The 25,425-nt window shown below is 44.4% G+C and carries 20 protein-coding genes; 13 read left to right on the forward strand and 7 right to left on the reverse strand.

Annotated features, from left to right (window positions below):
• Window positions 1-91 precede the first annotated feature (91 nt).
• The 9 genes from EMP01_RS12950 (at window position 92) to EMP01_RS12990 (ending at window position 11,670) form a co-directional block, all read left to right on the forward strand.
• Window positions 92-1,471, forward strand: coding sequence for a porin (locus EMP01_RS12950; protein WP_129021973.1), 1,380 nt, complete (start codon window positions 92-94; stop codon window positions 1,469-1,471).
• Window positions 1,472-1,487: 16 nt separating this feature from the next.
• On the forward strand, window positions 1,488-3,044 hold the full coding sequence (locus EMP01_RS12955) for an MFS transporter (protein ID WP_129021974.1): 1,557 nt from the start codon (window positions 1,488-1,490) through the stop codon (window positions 3,042-3,044).
• Between the two features lie 33 nt (window positions 3,045-3,077).
• Window positions 3,078-3,302 carry a DUF6814 family protein gene (locus EMP01_RS12960; RefSeq protein WP_129021975.1) on the forward strand — a complete coding sequence of 75 codons (225 nt, stop codon included), beginning with the start codon at window positions 3,078-3,080 and terminating at the stop codon, window positions 3,300-3,302.
• A gap of 116 nt (window positions 3,303-3,418) precedes the next feature.
• Complete coding sequence (locus EMP01_RS12965) at window positions 3,419-3,613, forward strand: hypothetical protein (protein ID WP_129021976.1); 195 nt, start codon at window positions 3,419-3,421, stop codon at window positions 3,611-3,613.
• Window positions 3,606-6,272, forward strand: a complete 2,667-nt coding sequence (locus EMP01_RS12970) for an ATP-binding protein (protein WP_129021977.1) — start codon at window positions 3,606-3,608, stop codon at window positions 6,270-6,272. Before EMP01_RS12965 ends, EMP01_RS12970 begins: the two co-directional genes overlap by 8 nt.
• Complete coding sequence (locus EMP01_RS12975; RefSeq protein WP_129021978.1) at window positions 6,247-6,609, forward strand: response regulator transcription factor; 363 nt, start codon at window positions 6,247-6,249, stop codon at window positions 6,607-6,609. The genes EMP01_RS12970 and EMP01_RS12975 overlap by 26 nt, the downstream gene beginning before the upstream one ends.
• 34 nt (window positions 6,610-6,643) lie before the next feature.
• Entirely contained in the window at window positions 6,644-8,521 is a 1,878-nt protein-coding gene (locus EMP01_RS12980; protein WP_129021979.1) for an AMP-binding protein, read from the forward strand.
• 30 nt (window positions 8,522-8,551) lie between these two features.
• Window positions 8,552-10,459 carry an acetate--CoA ligase gene (gene acs, locus EMP01_RS12985; protein WP_129021980.1) on the forward strand — a complete coding sequence of 636 codons (1,908 nt, stop codon included), beginning with the start codon at window positions 8,552-8,554 and terminating at the stop codon, window positions 10,457-10,459.
• Window positions 10,460-10,644: 185 nt separating this feature from the next.
• On the forward strand, window positions 10,645-11,670 hold the full coding sequence (locus EMP01_RS12990) for an Omp28-related outer membrane protein (protein WP_129021981.1): 1,026 nt from the start codon (window positions 10,645-10,647) through the stop codon (window positions 11,668-11,670).
• Between the two features lie 57 nt (window positions 11,671-11,727).
• On the opposite strand, the gene pnuC is transcribed toward EMP01_RS12990, so the two are convergent.
• The 7 genes from pnuC to EMP01_RS13025 all read right to left on the reverse strand — a co-directional run bounded on the left by pnuC (window position 11,728) and on the right by EMP01_RS13025 (window position 17,707).
• A complete protein-coding gene (pnuC, locus tag EMP01_RS12995; RefSeq protein ID WP_129021982.1) occupies window positions 11,728-12,387 on the reverse strand; it encodes a nicotinamide riboside transporter PnuC in 660 nt (219 codons plus the stop codon).
• Between the two features lie 76 nt (window positions 12,388-12,463).
• Window positions 12,464-13,072: an outer membrane beta-barrel protein gene (locus EMP01_RS13000; RefSeq protein ID WP_129021983.1), complete on the reverse strand. Its 609-nt coding sequence runs from the start codon at window positions 13,070-13,072 to the stop codon at window positions 12,464-12,466.
• A gap of 598 nt (window positions 13,073-13,670) precedes the next feature.
• Window positions 13,671-14,345, reverse strand: a complete 675-nt coding sequence (locus tag EMP01_RS13005; protein ID WP_129021984.1) for an outer membrane beta-barrel protein — start codon at window positions 14,343-14,345, stop codon at window positions 13,671-13,673.
• Window positions 14,346-14,594: 249 nt separating this feature from the next.
• Complete coding sequence (locus tag EMP01_RS13010) at window positions 14,595-15,095, reverse strand: hypothetical protein (protein ID WP_129021985.1); 501 nt, start codon at window positions 15,093-15,095, stop codon at window positions 14,595-14,597.
• Between the two features lie 72 nt (window positions 15,096-15,167).
• Window positions 15,168-15,980, reverse strand: coding sequence for a 1,2-phenylacetyl-CoA epoxidase subunit PaaC (gene paaC / locus EMP01_RS13015; RefSeq protein ID WP_129021986.1), 813 nt, complete (start codon window positions 15,978-15,980; stop codon window positions 15,168-15,170).
• Window positions 15,981-16,014: 34 nt separating this feature from the next.
• A complete protein-coding gene (paaB, locus tag EMP01_RS13020) occupies window positions 16,015-16,299 on the reverse strand; it encodes a 1,2-phenylacetyl-CoA epoxidase subunit PaaB (RefSeq protein WP_129021987.1) in 285 nt (94 codons plus the stop codon).
• A gap of 145 nt (window positions 16,300-16,444) precedes the next feature.
• Window positions 16,445-17,707, reverse strand: coding sequence for an asparagine synthetase B (locus tag EMP01_RS13025; protein ID WP_129021988.1), 1,263 nt, complete (start codon window positions 17,705-17,707; stop codon window positions 16,445-16,447).
• Between the two features lie 95 nt (window positions 17,708-17,802).
• On the opposite strand from EMP01_RS13025, the gene EMP01_RS13030 reads away from it, so the two are divergent.
• The 4 genes from EMP01_RS13030 to porU all read left to right on the forward strand — a co-directional run bounded on the left by EMP01_RS13030 (window position 17,803) and on the right by porU (window position 25,365).
• Window positions 17,803-18,810, forward strand: coding sequence for a sugar phosphate nucleotidyltransferase (locus EMP01_RS13030; RefSeq protein WP_129021989.1), 1,008 nt, complete (start codon window positions 17,803-17,805; stop codon window positions 18,808-18,810).
• On the forward strand, window positions 18,807-20,642 hold the full coding sequence (locus EMP01_RS13035; protein ID WP_129021990.1) for a tetratricopeptide repeat protein: 1,836 nt from the start codon (window positions 18,807-18,809) through the stop codon (window positions 20,640-20,642). Before EMP01_RS13030 ends, EMP01_RS13035 begins: the two co-directional genes overlap by 4 nt.
• Window positions 20,635-21,438 (forward strand): DUF4292 domain-containing protein, encoded by an 804-nt coding sequence (locus tag EMP01_RS13040; RefSeq protein WP_129021991.1) that lies wholly within the window; start codon window positions 20,635-20,637, stop codon window positions 21,436-21,438. Before EMP01_RS13035 ends, EMP01_RS13040 begins: the two co-directional genes overlap by 8 nt.
• Window positions 21,439-21,618: 180 nt before the next feature.
• The gene (porU, locus tag EMP01_RS13045) at window positions 21,619-25,365 is read left to right on the forward strand and encodes a type IX secretion system sortase PorU (protein ID WP_129021992.1); all 3,747 of its coding nucleotides are present in this window, start codon (window positions 21,619-21,621) and stop codon (window positions 25,363-25,365) included.
• The last annotated feature ends 60 nt before the right edge of the window (window positions 25,366-25,425 follow it).

A 25,425-nucleotide genomic window follows, 5' to 3' on the forward strand; every position in this document is an offset into this window, starting at 1 on the left:
TTCTTTACAGAAATATATATCATTTTTCACTTTGTTGGATATTGTTTACAAATTCGTATTGCAATCGTATAACAATTTTAAACATAGAAAAATGAAGAAAATAGCGCTCGCAATTTCTGGTTTGCTTCTGTCCCAAACCCTCTTTGCACAAGGATTTTCGGATTATGGCTCTGGTATCAAACTCAATGTGAACCAGGACGGCTCTAAATATATCCGCTTCATTACCTGGAACCAGATCTGGCTCCGGAATACCCAGAACAACCCGGGTAGTGCCGTAGCCGGTGTGCCGGAAGATAACAGCTGGAGCATCGGCAACCGCCGCCTGCGCTTCCTGGCCATGGCACAGATCTCCAAACGGTTTACTATAGTTACTCACTTCGGGATCAATAACCAGACCTTCATCAATGGAGGCGCTGCTGGAACCTCCGGTACCGGTGGCTACGGACAGGGCAAAAAGCCGGGTATGTTCTTTCACGATGCCTGGAATGAATATGCAGTGGTACAGCCCACCGAAAAATCAAAATTCAGTTTATCTATAGGGGCTGGTTTACATTACTATACCGGTTTGTCCCGCGCGACAATGGCCTCTACACTCAACTTCCTGCTCGTCGATGCGCAGATATTCAACTGGCCACTGATCGACAATTCTGACCAGTTTGCCCGCCAGATGGGTATTTTTGCTAAAGGTAAATGGGATCGGCTGGAGTACCGTTTCAGCGTCAATAAACCATTTGCCACCAACCTTAGCCCCGTAAATGCCACCAGCGATGCCACCGCTATTGCTGTAGATAATAATGGAAAATCGAAATGGTCTCAGGCCGGTTATGTAGAATACCAGTTCTGCGACATCGAATCCAATGCACTACCGTATAAAGTAGGCACTTATTTAGGCACAAAGAAAATCTTCAATATAGGTGCGGGTTTTTACCGTCAGCCCGAAGGCACGCGCTCTATGGTGAATGGGGTAACGTCCAAACATGATATTACCTTATTATCTGCCGATGTATTTGCCGAATTGCCGGTAGGAGATAAGGCAAAGAATATGGCTATTAATGTATACGGTGTATATTATCATTACGATTTCGGTCCTAATTACCTGCGCAACCTGGGTATTATGAATATAGCCGGAAATGATACGACCTATACCGGCAGCCGTGCCATAGCTGGTGCCGGCAACCTGCAGCCCACCATCGGAACCGGAAGCATTGCCCATGTACAGGCCGGATTTATGCTGCCTTGTAAAAATCCTGCAGCCAAACTGCGCATCCAACCCTTCGGCGCGGTTACGCATAAGCAGTTCGAAGCCCTGGAGCATGCTTCCACCCAGTTTGATATAGGTGCCAACTGGCTGATCAGCGGTCATCATGCCAAAATCTCTACCCAGTACAGCACCCGTCCGGTATATACCTCTACTACCGCCAAGCCTACGGCTAAAGGTGAGCTCACCGTTCAATTCCAAGTTTATCTATAAACCACAACAGATTATTATGAGTCAGCAATATTCTAAGGCGGAGACCCGCCAGCAAAATAAAACGATCTGGAGCGTGATCACCGCTTCCTCTTTAGGTACCCTCATTGAATGGTATGATTTCTACATATTTGGAAGTCTTGCTGTGGTACTGGCCGATAAGTTTTTCCCTTCTGCCAATCCTACTGCTGCCTTCTTGTCCACACTGGCCACTTTTGCAGCCGGTTTTGTAGTAAGACCTTTCGGCGCCTTATTCTTTGGCCGTCTGGGCGATATCATCGGTCGTAAATACACCTTTCTGGTTACCCTGCTCATCATGGGTGGTGCTACCTTCCTGATTGGCTGTATACCCAGTTATGAAACGATTGGTTTCCTGGCACCGGTACTGGTATTATTACTACGCCTCTTACAGGGACTGGCCCTGGGTGGTGAATATGGCGGCGCTGCAACTTATGTAGCCGAATATGCACAACCCAATCGCCGCGGTTACTGGACCTCCTGGATACAGACTACGGCTACGATCGGACTTTTCGTGTCGCTGATCGTGATCCTCATTACCAAGAAAACCTTATCTGCCGAGGCTTTTGACAGCTGGGGCTGGCGCGTGCCGTTCTGGATATCTATTTTAATGGTTGGGGTATCTTACATCATCCGTAAGAATATGAAGGAGTCTCCATTGTTTGCGAAAGCCAAGGAAGAAGGAAAGACTTCCAAGAATCCGCTGAAAGAAAGTTTCGGTAACCGCTTTAACTTCAAATTTGTGCTGCTGGCTCTGTTTGGTGCGGCTATGGGGCAGGGCGTGGTATGGTATACCGGCCAGTTCTATGCCATGAGCTTCCTGCAGAAAGTAATGAACATAAACAGTGCCCAGGTAGATTCGCTGATGGCCATCGCCTTACTCATGGGTACGCCACTTTTCGTAGTATTTGGTGCCTTATCGGATCGCTACGGGCGCAAGATAATTATGATGCTGGGTATGGCTATCGCTATTGTATGCTACCGGCCTATATACAGTAAAATGTTTGCCACTACAGATGTTACGAAAAAGACCCTGACCGAAAACGGGATTAGCCAGAAAGTTACGACTAAAGCCGATCCTAAACATGAGGGAGACCAGCTCACCACCTACAGCAGTATCAGTACCTATACCGATGGTACCGAGTTGAAAAAGGATAGCGTGGTACACATCCAGGCCGATCCTGCTGCCAAACCAATTGCAGCCAAAGTGACTAAATCGATTACGGTTAATGATTCGGACAAGTGGACCCTGATCTTCCTGGTATTTATACAGGTAGTATTCGTAACCATGGTGTACGGCCCGATTGCCGCCTTCCTGGTAGAGATGTTCCCGATACGTATCCGCTACACGTCCATGTCTTTACCATACCATATCGGTAATGGGGTATTCGGTGGATTGCTGCCTTTCGTAGCCACCTATTTTGTAAGCAGTGCACAGAAGGCGGGCAATCCGGACTGGTACCTGCAGGGTTTATGGTATCCGATCATTATTGCAGCCATTTGCCTGGTGATAGGTGTGCTGTACATTAATGGCAAGGATAAAAGTGTCAAAGATTAAATCAACATTCAATCATTCAAAAAATATTATTTTATGAACGCCATCAGAAAAGCATTCGGCATTGTATGGATATTACTGGCCTTAGCCGCAGGATACTTCTGTATCTTCCAGTTCGGACTGCCTAAGATCAGTTCCGGTAGCCAGGACGACCTGGTATTCGGGATCATTATTTTATCCCTGCTTACCCCCATTATTGTAGGAGGTTTACTCATCTTCGGATACTACGCCCTGCAGGGTGAATATTCGCTGGAAAAGTAAACCGGTAAATAAAAGAAAATGCCGGGGAATTCTAAAGATTTTTTCCCCGGCTTTCCCTTGATTTTTGTACATTTAAGAATTGAATCCGAAACTGCCCGGATGGACTTTCCCAAAGGATGAAAAAGAGACATGAACAGAAGCTGGTATTGGTGAGCATCATTATTTTTATACTGCTCAATGTACCCATCATACTGCTGTTTGATAAAGCGGATAAGGTTATCGGCATTCCCATGATCTATGCGTATATTTTCATGGTATGGATAGCTTCCATTGCGATCACTTTTTTTGTTGTTAAAAGATATAATGAATAGCGTCGGATTATTTATATTAGTATTACTGTATCTGGTATTGCTGTTTTTTATAGCCAGTGTAGCAGAGAAAAGCCGGAAGCCATTCTGGGTAAATAACCCGTATATCTACTCCTTATCCATTGCGGTGTATTGTTCTGCCTGGACCTATTACGGCAGTATAGGTGTGGCCGCCACAAGAGGGCTGGAATACCTGACGATCTATATTGGCCCCATCATTATCATACCGGCATGGATAATAATTAATGCTAAGATTATACGCATCTCCAGGGTGAATAAGATCAGTAGTATTGCCGATTTTATCTCTTTGCGCTATGGCAACAGCCGTTCGCTGGGCGCGTTGATTACCCTCATTTGCGCTGCTGCAATTGTGCCCTATATCGGCTTGCAGATCAAGGCTATATCAGATACCTTTCACCTGGTGTCGCACACGGCCAACAGCAATAATATATTCACCGATTCAGCTACTTATGTCGTTGCGCTGATTACGGTTTTTTCCTCTTATTACGGCACGAAATATGTCGATGCTTCTGAAAAGAGAGTAGGTGTCATTGCCGCCGTTGCTGCAGAATCTATATTAAAGCTGATCTTCTTTTTAGTGCTGGGTATCTATGTTACCTATGGTGTCTTCAATGGCTGGGATGACCTGTACGCACAGGCTTCAACCTTTTCCGACTTTGCCCATAAGAATAGTATAGGTGGCCTTACCGGTGCGCTGAACTGGTGCCTGATGAGTCTTTTGTCGATGTCGGCCATCTTCCTGCTGCCAAGACAGTTTCATACTACTATCGTAGAAAACAGGAGAGAGAAACACCTGCGTACGGCCTTATGGCTGGTGCCGCTTTACCTGTTGCTCATCAATATTTTTGTCTTCCCTGTTGCCTGGGGTGGCAATATTTTGTTCAAGGGAGCATCGGTCAATGCAGAGATGTATTCTATCCTGATCCCGCAAAAGTTCGGACAGCATATCATTACCGTAATCGTGTTCTTAGGCGGACTCAGTGCCAGTGTATCTATGATCATCATCTCCAGCATAGCCCTGTCGATCATGATGTCTAACAACCTTATTATTCCTTACGGAATACTGAACAAGATTAGTGAAAGCAATGTAAAGGATAATACGAAACTGATTGTGACGGTGCGCAAAATCGGCATCGCATTGCTGATTGTCTGCGCTTACCTGTTTTATAAATTTTATATCAATGAGAATTCACTGTTCTCCGTAGGCCTGATGTCTTTCGTGATTATTGCACAACTGGCACCATCGTTTTTCTCGGCTATTTTTTGGAAGCGTGGTTCCTACTGGGGTGCAGTCAGCGGCTTGATCGCCGGGGTATTCATGTGTTACAAAATGCTCATCCTCCCGGAGATGAGCGGGGCAGTGGTATCGCAATCCTTTTTTACGATCGATTATTTCGATCCTATGACCAATGCATTTTTCTGGAGTCTCTTTGTGAATACCGTCATCTTTGCCCTCGTGTCTATATTCGGTAAGGGCAATTATACCGAGCGCAACTACGCCGAAATGTATGTAGATATTGATAAATACCTGAAGTACCAGGACAGTGCATTTGTATGGAAAGGCACTGCCGAAACAGAAGATATACGCCGCATCCTGATCCGCTTCCTGGGCGAGGAGAAGACAAAACAGGCATTACATATCTTTAATCAGAAATATAATATTACCGATGAAGAAGATACCGCAGATGCCCGACTGATCAAGTTTTCGGAGAACCTGCTGGCGGGTCGAATCGGTACCGCATCTGCCAAGATCCTGATCGAGAGTGTGACGAAAGAAGATAAGATCAGCCTGCCGGAAGTGCTGGGTATTCTTGAAGAGTCGAAGCAGAATATATTACTGAACAAGCAGCTGACAGAACAGTCGCAGAAACTGAAACAGCTATCGGCACAGTTGCAGCATGCCAATGCTTCGCTGCTGGAGAAAGACAAGCAGAAAGATGAGTTCCTGGATGCAGTAGCACATGAACTGCGTACACCGATTACGGCTATACGTGCGGCCGGAGAGCTGTTGCAGGATGATGAAGATATGCCGGAAGGCATACGCAGTCAGTTTCTCTACAACATCATTTCAGAATCGGACCGGCTGAATGAACTGATCAATGATATCCTGTACCTCGATAAACTGGAGCATACCGAACAGGTATTGGAGATCGCGCAGTATAACATCAAGAATACGATCAAGAAAGTAATACAGCCTATAGAACACCTGGTAGAGAAAGAGGAGATAAAGCTGGATGTGCGCCTGAACCTGACCAGGGAGTTCTTTTACTATGATGAAAAACGGATGATCCAGGTGATCAATAATCTGCTGGCAAATGCGATCAAATTCACTAAAGAAAAGCATGGTGAAATCTTGTTGAGTGTATGCAACCCGCAGGAAAACCTGGAACTGAAAATATATAATTCGGGGAAACAGATACCGGATGATGAACTGGAAATGATCTTTGAAAAATTTTATCAGTCGCGCAACCAGAACCTCAAGAAGCCTTTGGGCAGCGGGCTGGGCCTGTCGATCAGTAAAAAGATTATCGAAGCACACCATGGCTATATTTATGCCAAAAATATACTGGATGGGGTGCAGTTCACTTTATCTGTTCCTCAAAACTACGACAAGTATGAAAAAAATAATTATAGCCGATGACGAACATAAAATACTCATGTCGCTGGAATATTCTTTCCGGAAGAGCGGCTATGAAGTGTTCATTGCACGTGATGGTAGTGAAGTAATGGATTTGCTGAAAACAGAAATACCGGCGGCCGTACTGCTCGATATTATGATGCCTAACCTGGACGGGTATGAGACCCTGCAGCAGATCCGTGCAGAAGAGCAGCTGAAAGACTGTAAGATAGTAATTGTAAGTGCCAAAAATAATCCGGCCGATATACAGAAAGCCTACGACCTGGGTGCAGATGCTTATGTGACCAAACCATACTCCATTAAGAAATTATTACAGCAGGTGGATGAACTGATTACCTGAGATAGATGATATAAACTATTAAATGTGAACGTATATGAATGCAGACCAACTATACAGAGACAGCATCGCAGATAAGGAATTGTTCTGGCAGCAACAGGCCAGGCAGCTGGACTGGTATACCTTTCCGGAGACCATACTGGGCAGCGACGAAACGGGCTACCCGCAATGGTTTCCCGATGGAATGCTGAATATGTGTTACCTCGCGGTAGACAGGCATGTAGCAAAGGGTTACGGAGCGCAGGTTGCCGTCATATACGATTCACCGGTTACCGGACAACAACAAAAATATACATATGCCCAGGTGCAGCAAGAGGTTGCTAAACTAGCCGGAGGCTTGCGGGGACTGGGTTTGACCGAGGGCGATACGGCTATTATATACATGCCGATGATACCGCAGTCCATGTTTGCCATGCTGGCCTGTGCCCGCATTGGTGTCATTCATTCTGTGGTATTTGGTGGGTTTGCACCGCATGAGCTATCGGTACGCATCGATGATTGTAAACCTAAAGTAATATTAACGGCCAGTGTAGGTATAGAAGGAAAGAAAACTATTCCGTACATGCCTATGGTGACAGAAGCTATTGCACTATCCGCTCATAAACCGGAACATATTGTTCATGTGGATCGTAAACTTGCAGGTATAAAACCAGCAAAAGGGGTGATCGATTATGCCGCACTGGTAGCGGCTTTCGCGCCGGTGCCCTGCATTTCACTGCCTTCCACACATCCATTGTATGTATTATATACCTCCGGTACAACAGGTAAGCCTAAAGGCATTATACGGGATACCGGTGGCTATGCAACAGCATTGCAGTTCTCTATGACGCATATCTATGGAGCGCAGCCAGGAGAGGTCTTCTGGGCCGCTTCTGATGTAGGCTGGGTAGTGGGGCATAGCTATATTGTATACGGACCATTGCTGAACCGCAATACCACTGTGGTCTTTGAGGGGAAGCCTATAATGACACCCGATGCCGGAACGTTCTGGCGCATCATCTCCGAACACCAGGTAAAGATCATGTTTACCGCACCCACGGCCATACGGGCGATTAAGAAAGAAGATCCCGAAGGCTTGCTGGTAAAGCAATATGACCTGTCCTGCCTGCGTACCCAGTTTCTTGCAGGAGAGCGCTGTGATGTGGCCACTCTGGACTGGTACGAGCAACATATCGGTGTGCCGGCTATAGATCATTTCTGGCAGACAGAGAGTGGCTGGCCGGTGCTGGGCCTGCAACGTGGTGTGGAACAAGAGCCCATTATCAGGGCCGCCGCAGGTAAGCCTATACCGGGTTACGACATCAGGGTATTTAATGATAATGGCTATGAGCTGGATGCACATCATGAAGGCTATCTGGTCATTAAACTACCATTGCCACCCGGTACATTAACAGGTTTGTGGAATGATCCTGAACGATTTAAGAGAGGATACCTGGAGCAGTTCACCGGATACTATTTCTCCGGCGATGGGGTGATCCGCAATGAAGATGGTTATATGTTCATTACGGGCAGGGTGGATGATGTGATTAATGTGGCTGGCCACCGGATGTCCACTGCGGAGATGGAAGAAGTAGTAGCCGGTCAGCCGGAAGTCGCTGAATGTGCAGTGGTAGGCATAGAAGACACTTTAAAAGGACAAGTGCCTATGGCGCTTGTGGTCTTAAAACAAGGAGTAACTGATCCTGAACAAGTGCCTGCTGCTGTAGTACAACTGGTACGAGAAAAAATAGGTGCCGTGGCCTGTCTTAAAGAAGTGCTGGTCGTACAGCGCCTGCCCAAAACCAGGAGTGGCAAGATCCTGCGTAAACTGATCCGTACTATGATCGACGGGAAAGCATACCAGGTGCCCAGTACCATAGATGATCCTGCAATCATTGAAGAGCTGCAGGAGCAGTTTGCCCTGATCAAAAAGTAAATATTAAAACATTAAAATAAATAAGTAAAGATGAAAAATTATGTAATCGAGAGCTTGCCGGACTATTTCAAACAGTATAAGAAGTCGATCAAAGATCCTAAGAAATTCTGGGATAAGATTGCGGATGAAAACTTTGTCTGGTACCAGCGTTGGGAGAAGGTACTGAAGCATGATATGAGTGAAGCAAAGATAGAATGGTTCCTGAATGCCAAGCTGAATATTACAAAGAACTGCATAGACCGGCACCTGAGCGGTCGCGGCAGTAAGCATGCCATCATCTTTGAACCGAATAATCCTGAGGAGGCCACACAATACATCACGTACCAGGACTTGTACGACCGTGTTGGTAAAATGGCCAATGTACTGCGTGCCCAGGGTATAGGCAAAGGCGATCGTGTCTGTATTTACCTGCCTATGATTCCGGAACTGGCAGTGGCGATGCTGGCTTGTGCCCGCATCGGTGCCATACATACCGTGGTGTTTGCAGGTTTCTCTGCATCTGCCGTGGCCGCGCGCATTACCGATTGCGATTGTAAGCTGGTCATCACTTCAGATGGTAGCTATCGCGGAGATAAAAAGATAGACTTAAAAGGGATCGTAGATGAGGCATTAAAAACCTGTCCTTCGATAGGTAAAGTGCTGGTGGTAAAACGCACTGGTTCTGCGGTAACGATGCAGGAAGGCCGTGATGAATGGATCGCTCCTTTGCTGGATGCTGCACCGGTAGATAATATACCCGAGATTATGGATTCGGAAGATCCGCTGTTTATCCTGTATACCTCCGGTTCTACGGGTAAGCCTAAGGGTATGATGCACAGTTGTGCAGGTTATATGGTGTATACCGCATATACGTTCAAGAATGTATTTAACTATAAAGAAAATGACATCTACTGGTGTACGGCAGATATCGGCTGGATCACCGGTCACTCCTATATCGTATACGGACCTCTGCTGAATGGAGCTACGACTGTTATCTTTGAAGGCGTACCTTCTTATCCGCAGCCGGACCGCTTCTGGGAGGTAATTGAAAAACATAAAGTAACACAGTTCTATACTGCACCGACTGCTATCCGCGCCCTGGCGAAGGAAAGCACGGAGTGGGTAGAGAAGCATGATCTGTCTTCACTGAAAGTTATCGGATCGGTAGGCGAACCGATAAATGATGAGGCCTGGCACTGGTATAATGATCATGTGGGCAGAAAGACCAGTCCGATTGTAGATACCTGGTGGCAGACCGAAACCGGTGGCATCCTTATCTCTCCATTGCCTTACATTACCCCGACCAAGCCAACCTATGCCACATTACCGCTGCCTGGTGTGCAACCGGTACTGATGGATGATAAACGTAATGAGATCACGGGTAACCAGGTGACGGGCAATCTTTGTATCCGTTTTCCATGGCCGGGTATAGCCCGTACGATATGGGGCGATCATCAGCGTTATAAAGAAACTTATTTTACAGCCTTTCCGGGCAAATACTTTACCGGTGATGGTGCCTTGCGTGATGAGGTAGGGTATTACCGCATTACCGGCAGGGTAGATGATGTGATCATTGTATCGGGTCATAACCTGGGTACCGCACCGATAGAAGACAGTATTAATGAGCATCCGGCAGTAGCAGAAAGCGCTATTGTAGGCTATCCGCACGATATTAAAGGTAATGCACTGTATGGCTTTGTGATCCTGAAAGAAAGTGGTGAAGGACGCGATCGCGATAACCTGCGCAAAGAGATCAACCAGCTGATTTCAGAACAGATAGGGCCTATAGCTAAACTGGATAAAATACAGTTTGTATCCGGTTTGCCTAAGACCCGTTCCGGTAAGATCATGCGCCGCATTCTGCGCAAAATTGCTGAAGGTGATTTCAGTAATTTCGGAGATATCTCTACCTTACTGAACCCTGAAATAGTGGAGGAGATTAAGAATGAGAAGCTGTAGTATTGATTTTATCCCATAATAATAAATGCCGGTCACAGTGACCGGCATTTATTATTATGGGATAATTATGATATATAATAATTGTATAATTATAATTTAATACTATTTTAAAATATTTTATATAAAAACTTTGAATCATCATTTTGGCTGATTATATTTAGGAAACAAAAATCCAAAAAATAAATATGAAAAAAACCATTTTTACACTGCTGTGCAGTTTTACCGGATTAGCGATGGTACAGGCACAAACACCGGAAATGAAATCACGTTCATTAGTATGCAAGTTTACCGAAACCTGGTGCGGACCCTGCGGGGGCTGGGGCTGGAATCTGGCCAACCAGGTCATTGCAGACATCGGTGATAAAGGATATTATGTTGGCGTTATGGGGAGTAGTACACCCTCCTCTATGAATGCGAACTGTTACGGCCCATTTGAGTCCAATTTTCCTGTAGGGGGCTATCCTACTTTTATCGTAAATGATGAGGATGGAGGAAGCTATCTGAGCGAGGTGAGCGGTGCCTATAACACTTTTGCGGCTACAACACCTGTGGCCAGTCCTGCGGCATATTTCACTATTAGCGGCGGTACTATTAACGTTACTTCAAAATCGAAATTCTGGACAGCAAGCACAGGCGAATTTTATGTTTCTGCATTTGTAGTGGAGAATAAAGTGCTGGCTGCACAAAATGGTCAGTCGGGAACTGCAGAACATCACTACCTGTTAAGAGGTAGTATGATGGCCAATAAATCGCCATGGGGAATGCTGTTGTATAATGGAGCTATTGCAGCTAATACAGAATACAGCCAGGACTTCTCTATGACGATGGGTGCAGGCTGGAATGCAGATAATATTTCTGTATTAGTCGCTATTTATAGAAAGGAAGGAACCAAGTATAAATTTGTCAATGTAATACAGGCTACGAATAATACTACGGGCCTTCGTGATAATGAGCAACTGGCCGCAGCATCGGTTTATCCTAACCCTGCAACTGCAGAAGCAACATTATCCCTCTCTCTGAAAAATGCACGCAAAGTTGCTGTAACCGTGACGGATATGAGTGGCCGGGTAGTGTACCAGCAGCCAGAGCAGGCATTGGCAGCGGGCATGACTAATATTAAAATACCGGCACAGCAATTCGCTGCGGGTTGTTATAATATCAGCGTTAAAGGTGAAGGGATTCATACTAACGAGGCATTGATTGTCAAATAACCTGATTTGATAGATATGATATAATAAGCGCCGGTGCAGAGCACCGGCGCTTATTGTTTATTTTACAGTTGCACTGCGTTTCCATTTGAGGTAACCGTCAATGGCGAGTATTGTGAAGATAAGGTATTGCAATGCGGTTAGTCCCAGTGATTTATAGATCATCATGGGTATACAGATTGCATCACCGATGATCCAGAACAACCAGTTCTCCACCTTCTGCCGGGCCATAAACCACATGCCCACGAGGAAAATGGAGGTGGTGATAATGTCCAGATAATTGGCCCAGTCCAGATGATCCCAGTTCAGGTCTTTTACCTGCAGGTTGCTATCATTAAGCAATGGTTTGTAGTAATAGATAATGCTTACCCCTATAATACTGAGGAGGAACAGAAGGCCGCCCCAGACCCAGTCTTTTTTAGTGGCTTTGGTCACCCGCACATGCACGGCATCTACCTTGACGCGGTACCAGGCGATCCAGCCGTAAATGCTCATTACCGTATAGTAAAAATTAATGAGCGTATCTCCGATCAGCCCGGCCTTAAACAGGATGTATACATACAGTGCAGTACTGATAATGCCGGTAGGGTACACCCATATATGTTTTCGTATAGAGAGCAAAACACTCCATACACCGAATATTACAGCGACAGACTCCAGTATGATAAACTGCGTGCTATATTCTTTATAGGGGGCTATTAAGTACTGTATGAGGTCCATAAAGGGTACAAATGTAGCACATCTGTATCAATTACAGGTTTGTCTGCAGTCCATATTGTACAAGGTCCCTGTACTATTATAAATCATAAAAAATGCCTGCTTGTAGTTTAAGCTGTTGCTGGTAGTTGGAGAAAGGTTGGCCATAAGAGAAGTCCCCGATATCATTCATGCCTTGCGCAAAGTATATTTCAGTGTTGAGGTGCAGCTTACTGCTGAGCTGTAAGCTTACTCCTGTTCCCGCTGCGATAGATATTTCCATTCGGTTGTAAGGATTGATCTTGCGGACCCATTGTTCTCCATAAGCATCCATACTGTTATACGTTACCCTGGCTCCTTTTTTATCAGTGTGGTAACCTGGTATGATGGCCATGTAGGCATAGGGCCTTAATTTTTGTGATACTTTACCCCAATTATGCCTTATTTGTACCGGCACACGCAGAAAATGGGGTTTGACTGTAAAGTGATAATAAAACGGAGCATCGCGATTGTCCCGGAAATCAACAAGGCCGCTATGAGGGTCGAAGGAATATTGTACGGCTGCACCCCATTGCCAATGCTGATTGATTGAACATAGTGCCTGTACGCCCAGTCCATAGGCCAGGAAATGATCGTTCTTGGTATAAAAGTTGTTTACCGTAGTAAAACCGGTCTGGGCTTGCAGACCTACTGTCCATTGGTGCTTCATTGGTGCTTCTGCGCAGAACTGATAAAAGGAGTGCCAAGCAGCAGGAAGGGCATGAGTTTTTTCATGGAATCTTATTTTAATGAAAGACCGTGATGTTACTATAACAACGTCACCCGTAAGTGAAATATTATAAATTACCCTGCCTGTTACACTTCGCGCTATATCGGGATGAAACTCAAAAGGTTTTAGTGATTCTGTAGAACACTCAAGCCTTTTGAAAATATATTAACTGACTATCATCCGCATATAGTAAGCTGTTTTATTCGTCCTTTTGTCCGGCAACAAAGGACCAAAAATGCCTTTGTTTTCATCAAGGCGATTGCTGGGCACCGCCATTTTGTACCGTTGCGTGCTTTGATCGTCTGAGCTTAACGTGTGACGCGTTCGGTGCTCAACAATCGCATCTCCAACCAAAATGGTTATCGCTGTGATGAAAACAATAAGCGATCCGTACAAGTACAGATCGCTCAAAATGGACTTATAAATCCGGCGTTACAAAAATCATTAACTCGGTCGATAGAGTCGAAAGCCACTGTCTGAGCACAGCGAGTCTTGTTTCCTTTAAGCGGAGACTCAGTATATATTATTTGCAATAAAGTTACAGGCTGAACTGTAATCCTACCTGTCCTCTAAGGTGCTGATGGTATGATTTTTGGTGATTGTTATATTCCTGATTATATTGTACTGCATCAATCAGGCCGTGGTAAAATCCTGCTTCAGCGGTAAGGGATAAGCGGTTTCCAAGGCGGACTTTTGCACCCGCACCACCATATACACCGAAGTCAAACTTCGGGCTAACGGTCATGACCATATCCACCCTGGCTAAAAAGTCACGACTGTAATCATTGTAGGCGAAATATCTGCTATCGTTGGCTCCGCTACAGCGAAAACCCGCAGATACTCCGGTAACCACGTATGGACGTACTCTTTGCTGTTCTGGCATAAAAGTATACCTGAACTGAACAGGGATACGTATAAATCTGGATCGTTCAGTAATGGAGAAATATAGCCTTTCCGGGGCCTGGCCATTATCATATACCGAACGAAATCCTTCAGCAGAGTATTGCACACCGGCACTTAACTCTGTATGCTGATTTATGCGGTAAAAGACTTGTCCGGCAATAGCCATAGAAGACAGATCCATTTGGGCCTGAGGCTGATTAGTCACAGTGCTTACACCCTGACTGTAATTCAGGCCCAGAGACCATTTGCTGTTTTGTGCAAAGCCGGCAGCAGGTATAGCCAGCATCAGGAAGAATAAAGATTTTTTCATTGTATAATATGGGGATTAAATATAAGCATATTTTATTCTTATTTTTTACAATGTTGAGATATAATTATTCAATACATACAGTACACCAATCTGTAGCTTAAGCTGCTGCTCCTGTATGGGAGCAGCACAATAGGGTTGTGTAGCGAAGCTTATTCCTAATAGTCCGGGTAAGGCAAAATAAAAAGGGAAAACATCCTTTTTGCTTAACGTTACCTTTTGGGGAAATATTATTCATGCTCCCGGTGAGTATTATGGTTGCTTCCTTACTTTAAAATACCCGCTGCGGATTTCTGTTGAAGGATCAACGGAGTAAAAGGCCACATCTCCGGAAAAGTAGGCTTCCAGTTCTGTTGCTGTATTTTTAATAATATGAATGTTTCCCGCGCGGGTATTGTAGCGGCTCAGTAAGTTGCCCTCCATTACCTCATAGTCCAGCCGGAAAAAATACTCCATTGTATACTTCGTATCATCCGTTACATTGTCCTGTACCTGGATAATTAGTTTAGAACTGTTCTTTGCTTTGATATCTTTCTGCTCTGCAAATATGTAGTAGGTACTGCCAATGTAGTCTACCGTTATTTTGTCCGGAATAAATACTGTTTGGTTGACTTGGGCTATAAATACATTTTCAGACGAACCGGGCTGTCCTGTATTGTCTTTAGGTTTCTTGCAGGAATAAAGGCTACCCAGCAGCAGTACACCACTGAGGATAAGTTTATTGAAGTAAGGGGTGAAATATTTATTCATCATCGGCAAGTAAATAAAAAAAGGTGCGGCATATTTTCATAACGCCGCACCCTTATGCAATATTATATTTATAGATTACCAGGTCATATTCGGGTAAGCACGCTGTACATATTGTAATTCGGTAAGAATGAATCCCATATGTTCGGTATGTGTACCTGTTTTACCACCTGCATGCATCCAGGCATTCGCATCCGGCATAGCCAGTGTTGCTTCACTTAAGATAGCATAAACGTTAGTAAACCAGTCTGTTTTAATTTTATCCAATGCAGTTGCAACGCCCTCTGCGAGCATAGCCGTATCCGCCTCAGAAGCCATAAACAGTTCGCCGGTATAGGCCCACAGTTCATTGATCGCTTCCTGCATACGTGCATGGCTTTCTTCAGTACCATCGCCCAGGCGTATTACCCATTCGCTGCTCCACTTCAGATGGTATTTAGCCTCTTTCAGTGATTTTTCTGCGATTGCCGCAACGGTCGCATCTGTACTGCTTCTTAAAGCAGTGTAGTGCAATACGGTAAACTGATCGTAGAAGAATGAACGGGCTACAGTGTAGGCCCAGTCTTTGTTGTCCTGCTCCAGCAACTGTACGTTTCTGAAATCCCAGGCATCTCTGTGATAAGGGAATGTATCTTCATCTGCGATTTGATCCGCAGCAATATTCAGGTTAGGTGCAATAGCAGCACGCTCTTCTGCAGGCAATTCATTATACAGGCTGGCTGCATACTGAAACAGGCTGCGTGCCTGACCCAGGTGGTCCAGTGCTGTATTGGTAATGGCAATGTCCTGCTCCAGAATAGGGCCGTGGCCACACCATTCACTGATGCGATGTCCGATAATCAAAGCGTTATCGGCCAGTTGCAAAATATAGTTTAGTTTATTAACGGACATAATTAGATTTTCCTTTAAACAAAGGCATTAAAGATTACATGTACTCAACCTCTTTCGGCAGTACATAAAAAGTAGGGTGACGGTATACTTTATCATTAGCCGGATCATACATAGAATCCGCTTCGTCCGGGTTAGAGGCATGGATATGTTTGCTCTCTACCACCCAGATACTTACTCCTTCCATTCTTCTGGTATATACGTCTCTGGCATTTTCCATAGCCATAGCTGCATCAGCGGCATGCAGGCTACCTACATGTTTATGATCCAAACCGGTTTTGCTACGGATAAATACTTCCCATAAAGGCCATTCCTGACTCATAATGTTTTAAATTTTAGAGCGTAAAATTACGCATTTTGTGACAATTTTTTTACTTTTTTCTTTGGGCAGCTTGCTGATTATCAGATGCTGGATCTGAAGAGATCAGTTTGGGTTTTTGAATGTTTACTTTTGAACCCTTTCAGCCTTAAGTCTTCCGGTGCTTCTTTTTAGCAGCAGGGAATAAGACATTATTCAAGATCAGTCTATAGCCCGGCGATTTAGGATGCAGGGAAAGGTCTGTCGGCGGGTCTCCTATGGCATGCTGGTAATCTTCCGGATCGTGGCCACCGTAAAAAGTAAAGGTGCCCTTGCCATACTCGCCGTGTATATAACGGGCTTCATTTTCAGCTTTGGTCTCACCCATAACCACCACATTGCTCTTAATATTATCTTTACGGAAAGCGGTCGTCTGCCCCATAAATCCTTTAATGGTAGTGGTGTGATTCTGTGTCAGCATACTGGGTACAGGATCAAACTTTGCCGAAAAGGTAAAGAGGGTAAAGTAATCATTGTCCGGCGATGATCTGCGGGTGGTCGTATTGTCTATACTGGAGTATTCATATTCGTAAGGGTTGCGCACCAGGACAAAATCTTTAAAGGCAAAGCAATTGTCGTACTGCAATTTGCTCTGTGCATTAGGGTCCATGCCGTCGCCATCAAAGGGCACTTCACATATATCCGTACCATCTGCAGCAAGTGCAATATCGTAACTATCCGTAGCAGAACACATGGCGAAGAGGTAACCGCCACCAGCTACAAAATCGCGGATCTTCTGTGCTACTGCCAGTTTTAACTGCGATACCTTTTTGAAACCATGTTTATGTGCAGATGCTTCTTGCGTTTTTACATCCTCGATATACCAGTTGGCCATACGGTAAGCACCCCAGAATTTTCCGAACTGGCCGGTAAAGTCTTCGTGGTGCAGGTGCAGCCAGTCATACTCGGCCAGCTTGCCGCTCAGCAACTCATCGTCATATACTTTATCGTATGGTATTTCTGCATAGGTAAGGGCCATGGTAACGGCATCATCCCAGGGTAATTTAGAGGGTGGGGTATATACGGCAATACGCGGAGGCTTCTCCAGTTTAATGATGTCGCCATTGTAATTCGGATCTGCAATTTTACTTACTACACCAGAATACTGGGCATCAGACATAATATTATAATCGACCCCGCGCAGGCGGCAGAGCCGCTCTACTTCTGCATTCTGCTGCATAGCAAATGCGCCGCCATCGTAATTGATGAGCCAGTCTACGGTCATTCCGCTCTTCAGTGCAATAAAAGCAATGCCGTATGCCTTCAGGTGGTTATTCTGATCATCGGCATTCATGGGTATATATAAAGTTGCCGCCCGGCTGCCGGTGGCCAGGCAGAGTATCCAGAGTAGCAGGTAACAGGTCTTTTTCATTTGCTGCAAATTAAGAAAATTATTGCACTATTGTAAGTGCTCAATTCAGTGAAACACCTATATTTGCTCAAATTAATCCATTATATTTACCTCCGATGAACATCATTATACCTATGGCTGGTATGGGCAAAAGAATGCGCCCCCATACACTGACTACTGCCAAACCATTATTACCTGTAGCCGGCAAACCTGTTGTACAGAGATTAGTGGAAGATATTGTTAGTACTGCTAATACAAAAGTTGAACATATTGCATTTATTATAGGCCCTTCATTTGGTAAGACCACAGAAGCGATGTTGCTGAAAGTGGCTGCTGATCTGGGGGCTCAGGGACATATCTGTTACCAGGAAGAAGCATTGGGTACTGCTCATGCGATCCTGTGTGCCAAAGAATTCCTGCAGGGCAATGTATTTATCGCCTTTGCAGATACACTGTTTAAAGCAACCTTTACCATCGATACTAATAAAGATGCTATTATCTGGACACAAAGAGTAGCAGATCCTTCTGCGTTCGGTGTTGTGAAACTGGATGAGGATGGCCGTATACTGGAATTTGTAGAAAAACCGGAAATATTTGTATCTGATCTGGCTATTATCGGCGTTTACTATTTCAAAGATGGTGAAAACCTGAAGAGTGAGCTGCAATACCTGCTGGATAATAATATTGCTACAAAAGGAGAATACCAGCTGACTGATGCGATGGAGCATATGAAGCAAAAGAATGTGAAGTTCTATTGTGATGAAGTAGAAGAGTGGCTGGACTGCGGTAATAAAAATGCTACCGTATATACCAATCAGCGTATACTGGAGATCAAAAAAGAAAAAGAACACCTGATCTCTGAAACAGCAACTATTGAAAATACAGTGATTATTGCTCCATGCTTTATTGGTGAGGGAGTAGTCCTGAAAAATTCTGTTATCGGACCGCATGTATCGGTTGAGCGGAATACAACGATCGAGCAATCGGTTGTAAGCAACAGCATCATCCAGGAAGGAACTTACCTGCACCAGGTAAATCTGACCAACTCTATGCTGGGTAAGCATATTCAATATAAAGAATCTCCGAAGGAATTGAGCCTGGGAGATTATTCTGTCTTACTATGATAAAAAACAGCTCCTCCTTGTGGGATATAACGACTATCATCGGATGTTTGCTGATATTGTCTTCCTGTAAAACAACGAAGCAAACATCCTCTGTTATTGCGAGACACTCCAGGACCAGTGACCTGGAGGCTAGAGCTACTATTCTGAACCTTCAGGAAACTAAAGGAAAGGTAATTGACGGCTATACCTTGCAAGACAATGATAGGGTGTATTTTAATGCCATTCGTAACTATGTACAAGGCAAATTTGACACGGCCTTTGTAACACTGAATTATTATAATAAGCTGGACAGTACCAATGCAGCTGCATATTACTACCTGGCCAGCCTGAAGGGCAGAGCCAATTTTCTGAAACCTACCCTGACCGATGCCGGAAAGGCTGCAAGCCTGGCACCGGACAATAAATGGATACAGGCTTTCTACGCCAATATCCTGGCTTTTGATGAGTCTTATGATAAATCGGCACAGATATTCAGCGACCTCGCCGCCAAAAATCCGGCAGATCGTGCGCAGTATTATATAGCTGCCGCTAAAATGTATAGCCGCAGTAAAAACTATGCCGCTGCACTGAAAGTCCTGGATACGTTGCAACTGACCAGGCCGCCGGATGATGAAGATATTCTGATGGAAAAACAGAGTATCTATATGACAAGCAAGGACTTGCCTAATGCAATTAAAGTAACGCAGCAATTGGCAGATGCTTATCCTTTAAGCCCGGAGTACCTGATTCAACTGAATGAAATTTATGAAATCCAGGGGAATACAGAGCAATCACTGGCTACGATAAAACTGTTGCAGGATCGCTTTCCATATAATGATGATATCACCTCCTACACGTTTGGGTATTACCTGAAAAAGCGTAATATGGAAATGGTTACTGAATCGCTGAACGAATATATCGATGCTGCAGAGAAGAACCAGGAAAAAGACCTGTCCATTCTTTCCCAGATCGGCTCTTATATCAGCAATAATCCTAAAGATACTGCGGTACTGACCTTTATGGCAGAACTTACGGAGAAGATTACGGTACAGAAGCCCAACAACTTCACTGCTAAACGATTACTGGCTTCGCTGAACCTCTTCAGCCGCAAAGGAGACTTGGGATTACAGCAGTCCGAAGCATTGATCAAGGATCGTCCGCATAATTATGCTTTATGGACCCCCGTATTGAGTTATTACCTGTATTATACTAATGATCAGGATGCTACATTGAAATTTCTTGATAGAATGGAAGTCGGTTTCCCGGATTCTATAGACATACCAATGAATAAAATGTTCATCTACCGTGCAAAGGATAAAATAGACACGGCGCTGAAATATGCCTTTAAAGGACTGGATCTGTCACAAAAGCAAAAAGCTACAGAAAGAGAGATTATATTTTACAATAGCATTGCAGAGTATTATAATGAGCTGAAACAGTATCAGAAATCGGACTCTGTATTTGAAGATTTGTTAAAAAAGGCCCCGGATAATATTATGGCATTAAACAATTATGCATATTATCTGTCAGAAAGAGGAGAGCGGCTTGAGTATGCGCTGAATTTATCCAAAAAAACACTGGAACAGCAATACGATGAGCCCAATTACCTGGATACCTATGGCTGGATTTTGTACAAAATGAAACGCTATGAGGAGGCAAAGGTTTATATTGAAAAAGCCATAACCAACGCCGGTAATGATGTTACAGCTGTAGTGCTGGAGCATTATGCAGATATAGAATTCCAACTTGGGCATGTAGATAATGCCCTCAAGATCTGGAAAGCTATTGATGAGGCAGGGCAGGGATCGGCTTTGTTGAAGAAGAAAATAAAAGACAAAAAATTGTATGAGTAGAAACCTGTTAAAATATGCGACACTTACCGGTATACTGATCTCCTCAATGGTGTGGAACAGTTCCTGTAAGACCACTAAGAAAGTGCCCAAGAATGATGAGCCGGTTGTGGTTGTGCCTGAAGTAAAAAAAGAGGATCTGGGTAAATTATATGAGCATGGCTTTGTATACAATACCTTTTCCGGTAAGGCACAGATGCATTATGTAGGCAACGATAAGGATCAGAACTTTGCGGCTAATATCAAAATGGAGAAGGGCAAGAAAGTATGGCTTTCGGTAATTGCGCTGGGTATCCAGGAGATTGCCCGTGCACAGATCACTCCGGAAAGAATGCAGGCCATTGAGCGCCTGGGTCGTAGTGTTTATGACATGTCTTTCGAAGAAGGACTTAAAAAATTGAATGCACCGATCGAGTTTCCGATGCTGGAGAACCTGTTGATTGGTAATCCGGTAATGCAGGACCTGAAAATCAAGGAGATTAAACAAAACGGTAGTGAGGTAAAGATCGTTACGGAAAAAGATGGATTTGTTCAGACGCTTACTTACGATAAGAATACGCAAACACTTACAGAACAATTAATTACATCAGAAAAGAAAAAGTTCAAATGTACGGTTAAGTACAGTGATTATGTAGCGGTAAACGGACAGGCATTTGCTAAAAGCCGTGTCATTAATATTGAAGACCTGGCTAAAAACAAAACAACTTTGCTGGAAATGGATTTTAGTAAATATGACCTGGACGGAGCACTTGATATTCAATTCTCTATCCCTTCTAATTATAAAATGAAGGATTTATAGTACTATACTGAAGATAATTATCTGAAGATATAAAAGGTGAGCGATTTCGCTCGCCTTTTGCTTTTAAGCGGTTCGTTGACATTTTTTTAGCTTTATATTTAGTATTTTTGAAGATTATCATTTATTGTAAAATTTTATCTCTGTAACATTCGTTATAGCAGTATATATAAACGCGAGATCATGAAAATACCTCAACTTTTGGTTGCCGTATCCCTGATTTGTTCAAGCGCTGCAATGGCCGGAGTAAAGCGTACGATTCCGGTACAACAGTTCAAATCTTACGAGATTAACGATCAGGGTATATACGTTAACCGTTTTCCCTTAAATAATGCGTATGACACCCCGGTTATTGAAATCAAGAATATCCAGGCCGTAGCATTGCAGATGGATGTGCCTTCTGGCATAGAGATTGCCAATGGCAAGCCGGTTCCGCGTATCTTTTTTGGTAAAGAGCGTAAACAGGCCATGGCCACCATCAATATGCCCATGTTTTACCGCGAAAACCAGGTGATTTATAAAATTACAGGTTTTGATGTGGTAATTGATGAAGAGACCGCTCCGCAGGTACTGGGCAGGACCTATGCCGGACACTCTGTACTGGCTACTGGTAACTGGTATAAGATTGCGGCGAGTCAAAGAGGCGTGTTTAAGATTGATTATGCTTTCCTGCAAAGCCTGGGCATCAATCCGGCTACAGTTAATCCCAATAATATCCGCTTGTATGGCAATGGTGGTACCGTTATTCCGGAAGCCGTAACAGATGGCGCTCCGGACGATCTGGTAGAAAATGCAATTGAAGTACACAGCAGTGGCAGCACCTTCGGCCCGAACGATTATGTATTGTTCTATGCCAATGGACCGCAGTCATGGCAATTCAGTGTTGTCGATCAGCAATTTGTACATACACAGAACTACTATGAAAATAAGAGCTACTATTTCCTGAACGTAGACCTGGGACCAGGCAAACGCATTCAGGCACTGGGTGCACCAGGTGCACCGGTAGTGGAGACCTTCAATACTTTTAATGATTACCGTGTTTATGAAAAAGACTCTGTAAACATTGCCCAGATGGGTAAAGAATGGTACAGCAACATGATGAACAGTAATAATTCATCCAGTCTGAACCAGTATGTATCTATAAACCTGGGTTCTGTATCCGATACAGTACGCTATACTTTCCGTGCTGCGGGCAAGGTCGATGTGGGTTCAGGAATGGTATCTCTGTTCAACGGCAGTACTGCGCTGACCTCTATTAATTTTCTTCCTTCTGGCTCTGCCAGCGTGGCATTCTCTACTGATAGCCGTAGCGGTGTATTCACCACCAATCAGCCCAGCCTGAATTTCAGGGTTAATTTCTCCTCTTCTCAGTCTAACAGGGCGTACCTGGATTATATCCGGGTAAATTACAAAAGACCTTTGTCGCTGCAGAACGGGCAAATGAATTTCCGCGCTATAGCACAACGCTATATCAGTGATGCTGTTGCCTATAACCTGGGTAATATGAACAGTGCATCAAGGGTATGGGATGTGAGTGATATGCTGGCCCCTAAAACAGTAAGTGGTAGTCTTTCCGGGAGTACCTTCTCTTTTTCGGATAATGGTGGTGCGCTGAAAGAGTATATCGCTTTTGATGGCAGCACTTACCTCGCTCCGGAGAAAATAGGCACGGTAGAAAACCAGGATCTGCATGCAATGGCACAGGTCGACTACCTGATTATTACCAATAATACACTGAAGCCTGCGGCAGAAGAACTGGCGCAAATGCACCGCACCAAGTACAATACAAGGGTTGAAGTCGTTACGATTGATAAAATATACAATGAGTTCTCTTCGGGCGGACAGGATATCGCGGGCTTACGCAACTTTATCCGCATGTTCTACGACAGAGGTACGGGTTCTGATCTGATCAAAAACGTACTGCTATTCGGTATGGCCTCTTTTGATTATAAAGACCGGATCAGTAACAATACCAATCTGGTCCCAACCTACCAGACCCTGAACAGTCAGAACAAAACCCTTGCCTTTGCAACAGACGAATATTATACTTTACTGGATGATGGTGAAGATGTAAACAGCAATGGTAACCAGGGTGATTATATTGACATAGGGCTGGGCCGTATTCCGGCAGCTACTCTGGCAGAAGCACAGGCTGTGGTGCAAAAGATCAAAAGATATACCAGCTCACAGGCTTTTGGTGAGTGGAAAAATAACCTCACCCTGGTGACCGATGATTATGAGCCGGGTTTCTATTTCCTGACCAGCTCAGAATCGATCAGCGATGCTATTGCCGGGGCAGATTTTGGCATGAACCAGAGCAAACTGTATACAGATGCTGCTCCGCGTATAGCCACACCAAGCGGTACCAAATTTCCGACCGTTACCAGAGATATTAATAATCAGATCATTAACGGTACTTTCCTCATGAACTATATCGGCCATGGCAGCCCGCAACGCTGGGCCCTGGAAGAGATCCTGTACAAAGGAGATATAGAGCAGTGGAACAATGATTCAAAGTTACCAATTATGGTGACCGGTACCTGTGACTATGGCCGCTTCGATAATCCCGAAGAGCCGTCTTCCGGTGCTTACCTGATTACGAAAAGCAATGGTGGGGCTATTGCCGCCATTACCACCACACAAGAAGTATATGAGGGTCAGAACAATCGTATGAATATCGGTTACCTGTCCGCTCAGTTCGAGAAAGATGCCAATGGTCGTTACCTTACCTTCGGAGAGGCATTCCGTGAGGGTAAAAACCGTGCAGGAGCCTCTGTGCAGGACAACTCCCGGAAATTCGCTTTACTGGGCGATCCGGCGATCAAACCGGCCCTTCCGGAAAATGTGGTACAGACAGACAGCATACTGGTCAAAACCAATACAGGTACTTTTGTACCTGCCGATAGCTTAAATGCATTGGGCAAGTATAAAATCTATGGTAATATCGCAGATGCAAACGGGAATGTAAAAACCGGCTTCAACGGCCAGGTTTTTATTACGGTTTTTGATAAAATGAAAATCGTAACCGCCACCAATCCGGCATTACTGGCTTCTGCACAGCAGAAAACATACAAGTCGCAGAACAATATCCTGTTTAAAGGAAGTGCTCAGGTGGTGAATGGCGTATTCACAATTGATGCGATCATCCCGAAAGATATCAACTACGATTTCGGCAAGTGTAAGATCAGTTACTATGCTTATAGTACGGACGAAGATGCTGCCGGAACAGATACCAGTTTTGTGCTGGGAGGCTTCAGCGCTTTTGCTGATGCTGATAACCAGGGACCTGTGGTAAGGCCATATATCGATAATAATAAATTCAGAGACGGAGATATCGTAAGTGCCAATCCGCTGCTGTACGTTGAGCTGGAAGATGATAACGGGATTAATGTATCCGGTTCTTCAGTAGGGCACGACCTGATAGCAGTACTGGATGGCGATTATGAATCACCGTTTATCCTGAATGCCTTATACACACCAGAATTGAATGATTATACCCGTGGTAAAGTGTATTTCCAGCTGAATAAAATACCCGTAGGTAAACACACCATTACGGTTAGAGCATGGGATGTATATAATAATTCTGGAGAAGGTACGGTTAATTTCGAAGTCAGAGGTTCAGATACAGTAGCATTTGACGTGTACAATTATCCTAATCCGTTCAGTGATCAGACCAATATAGTGATCCAGCACAACCAGCCTAATACGGATATGGAGCTGAGTCTGCGCATCTTCAACAGTGCCGGCATGGAAATCTATACCAAAACACAGCAGATACGGCCTACAGGAAGTTTTACTACCTGGCAGTGGGATGGCAGTACTTCAGCAGGCAGTAAACTGGCCAATGGAATCTATTTCTACCAGGTGCATATGAAGACAGCCAAAGGTGCTGAATCGGCCCACCAGAAGCTGATCCTGACCAGGCAATAAATATTGTGAGAAATAATTGAAAGATTCGCTGCTTAATAATACTTTAAGCAGCGAATTCTG

This window comes from Edaphocola flava, assembly GCF_004118155.1.
Lineage (GTDB): Bacteria > Bacteroidota > Bacteroidia > Chitinophagales > Chitinophagaceae > Edaphocola > Edaphocola flava.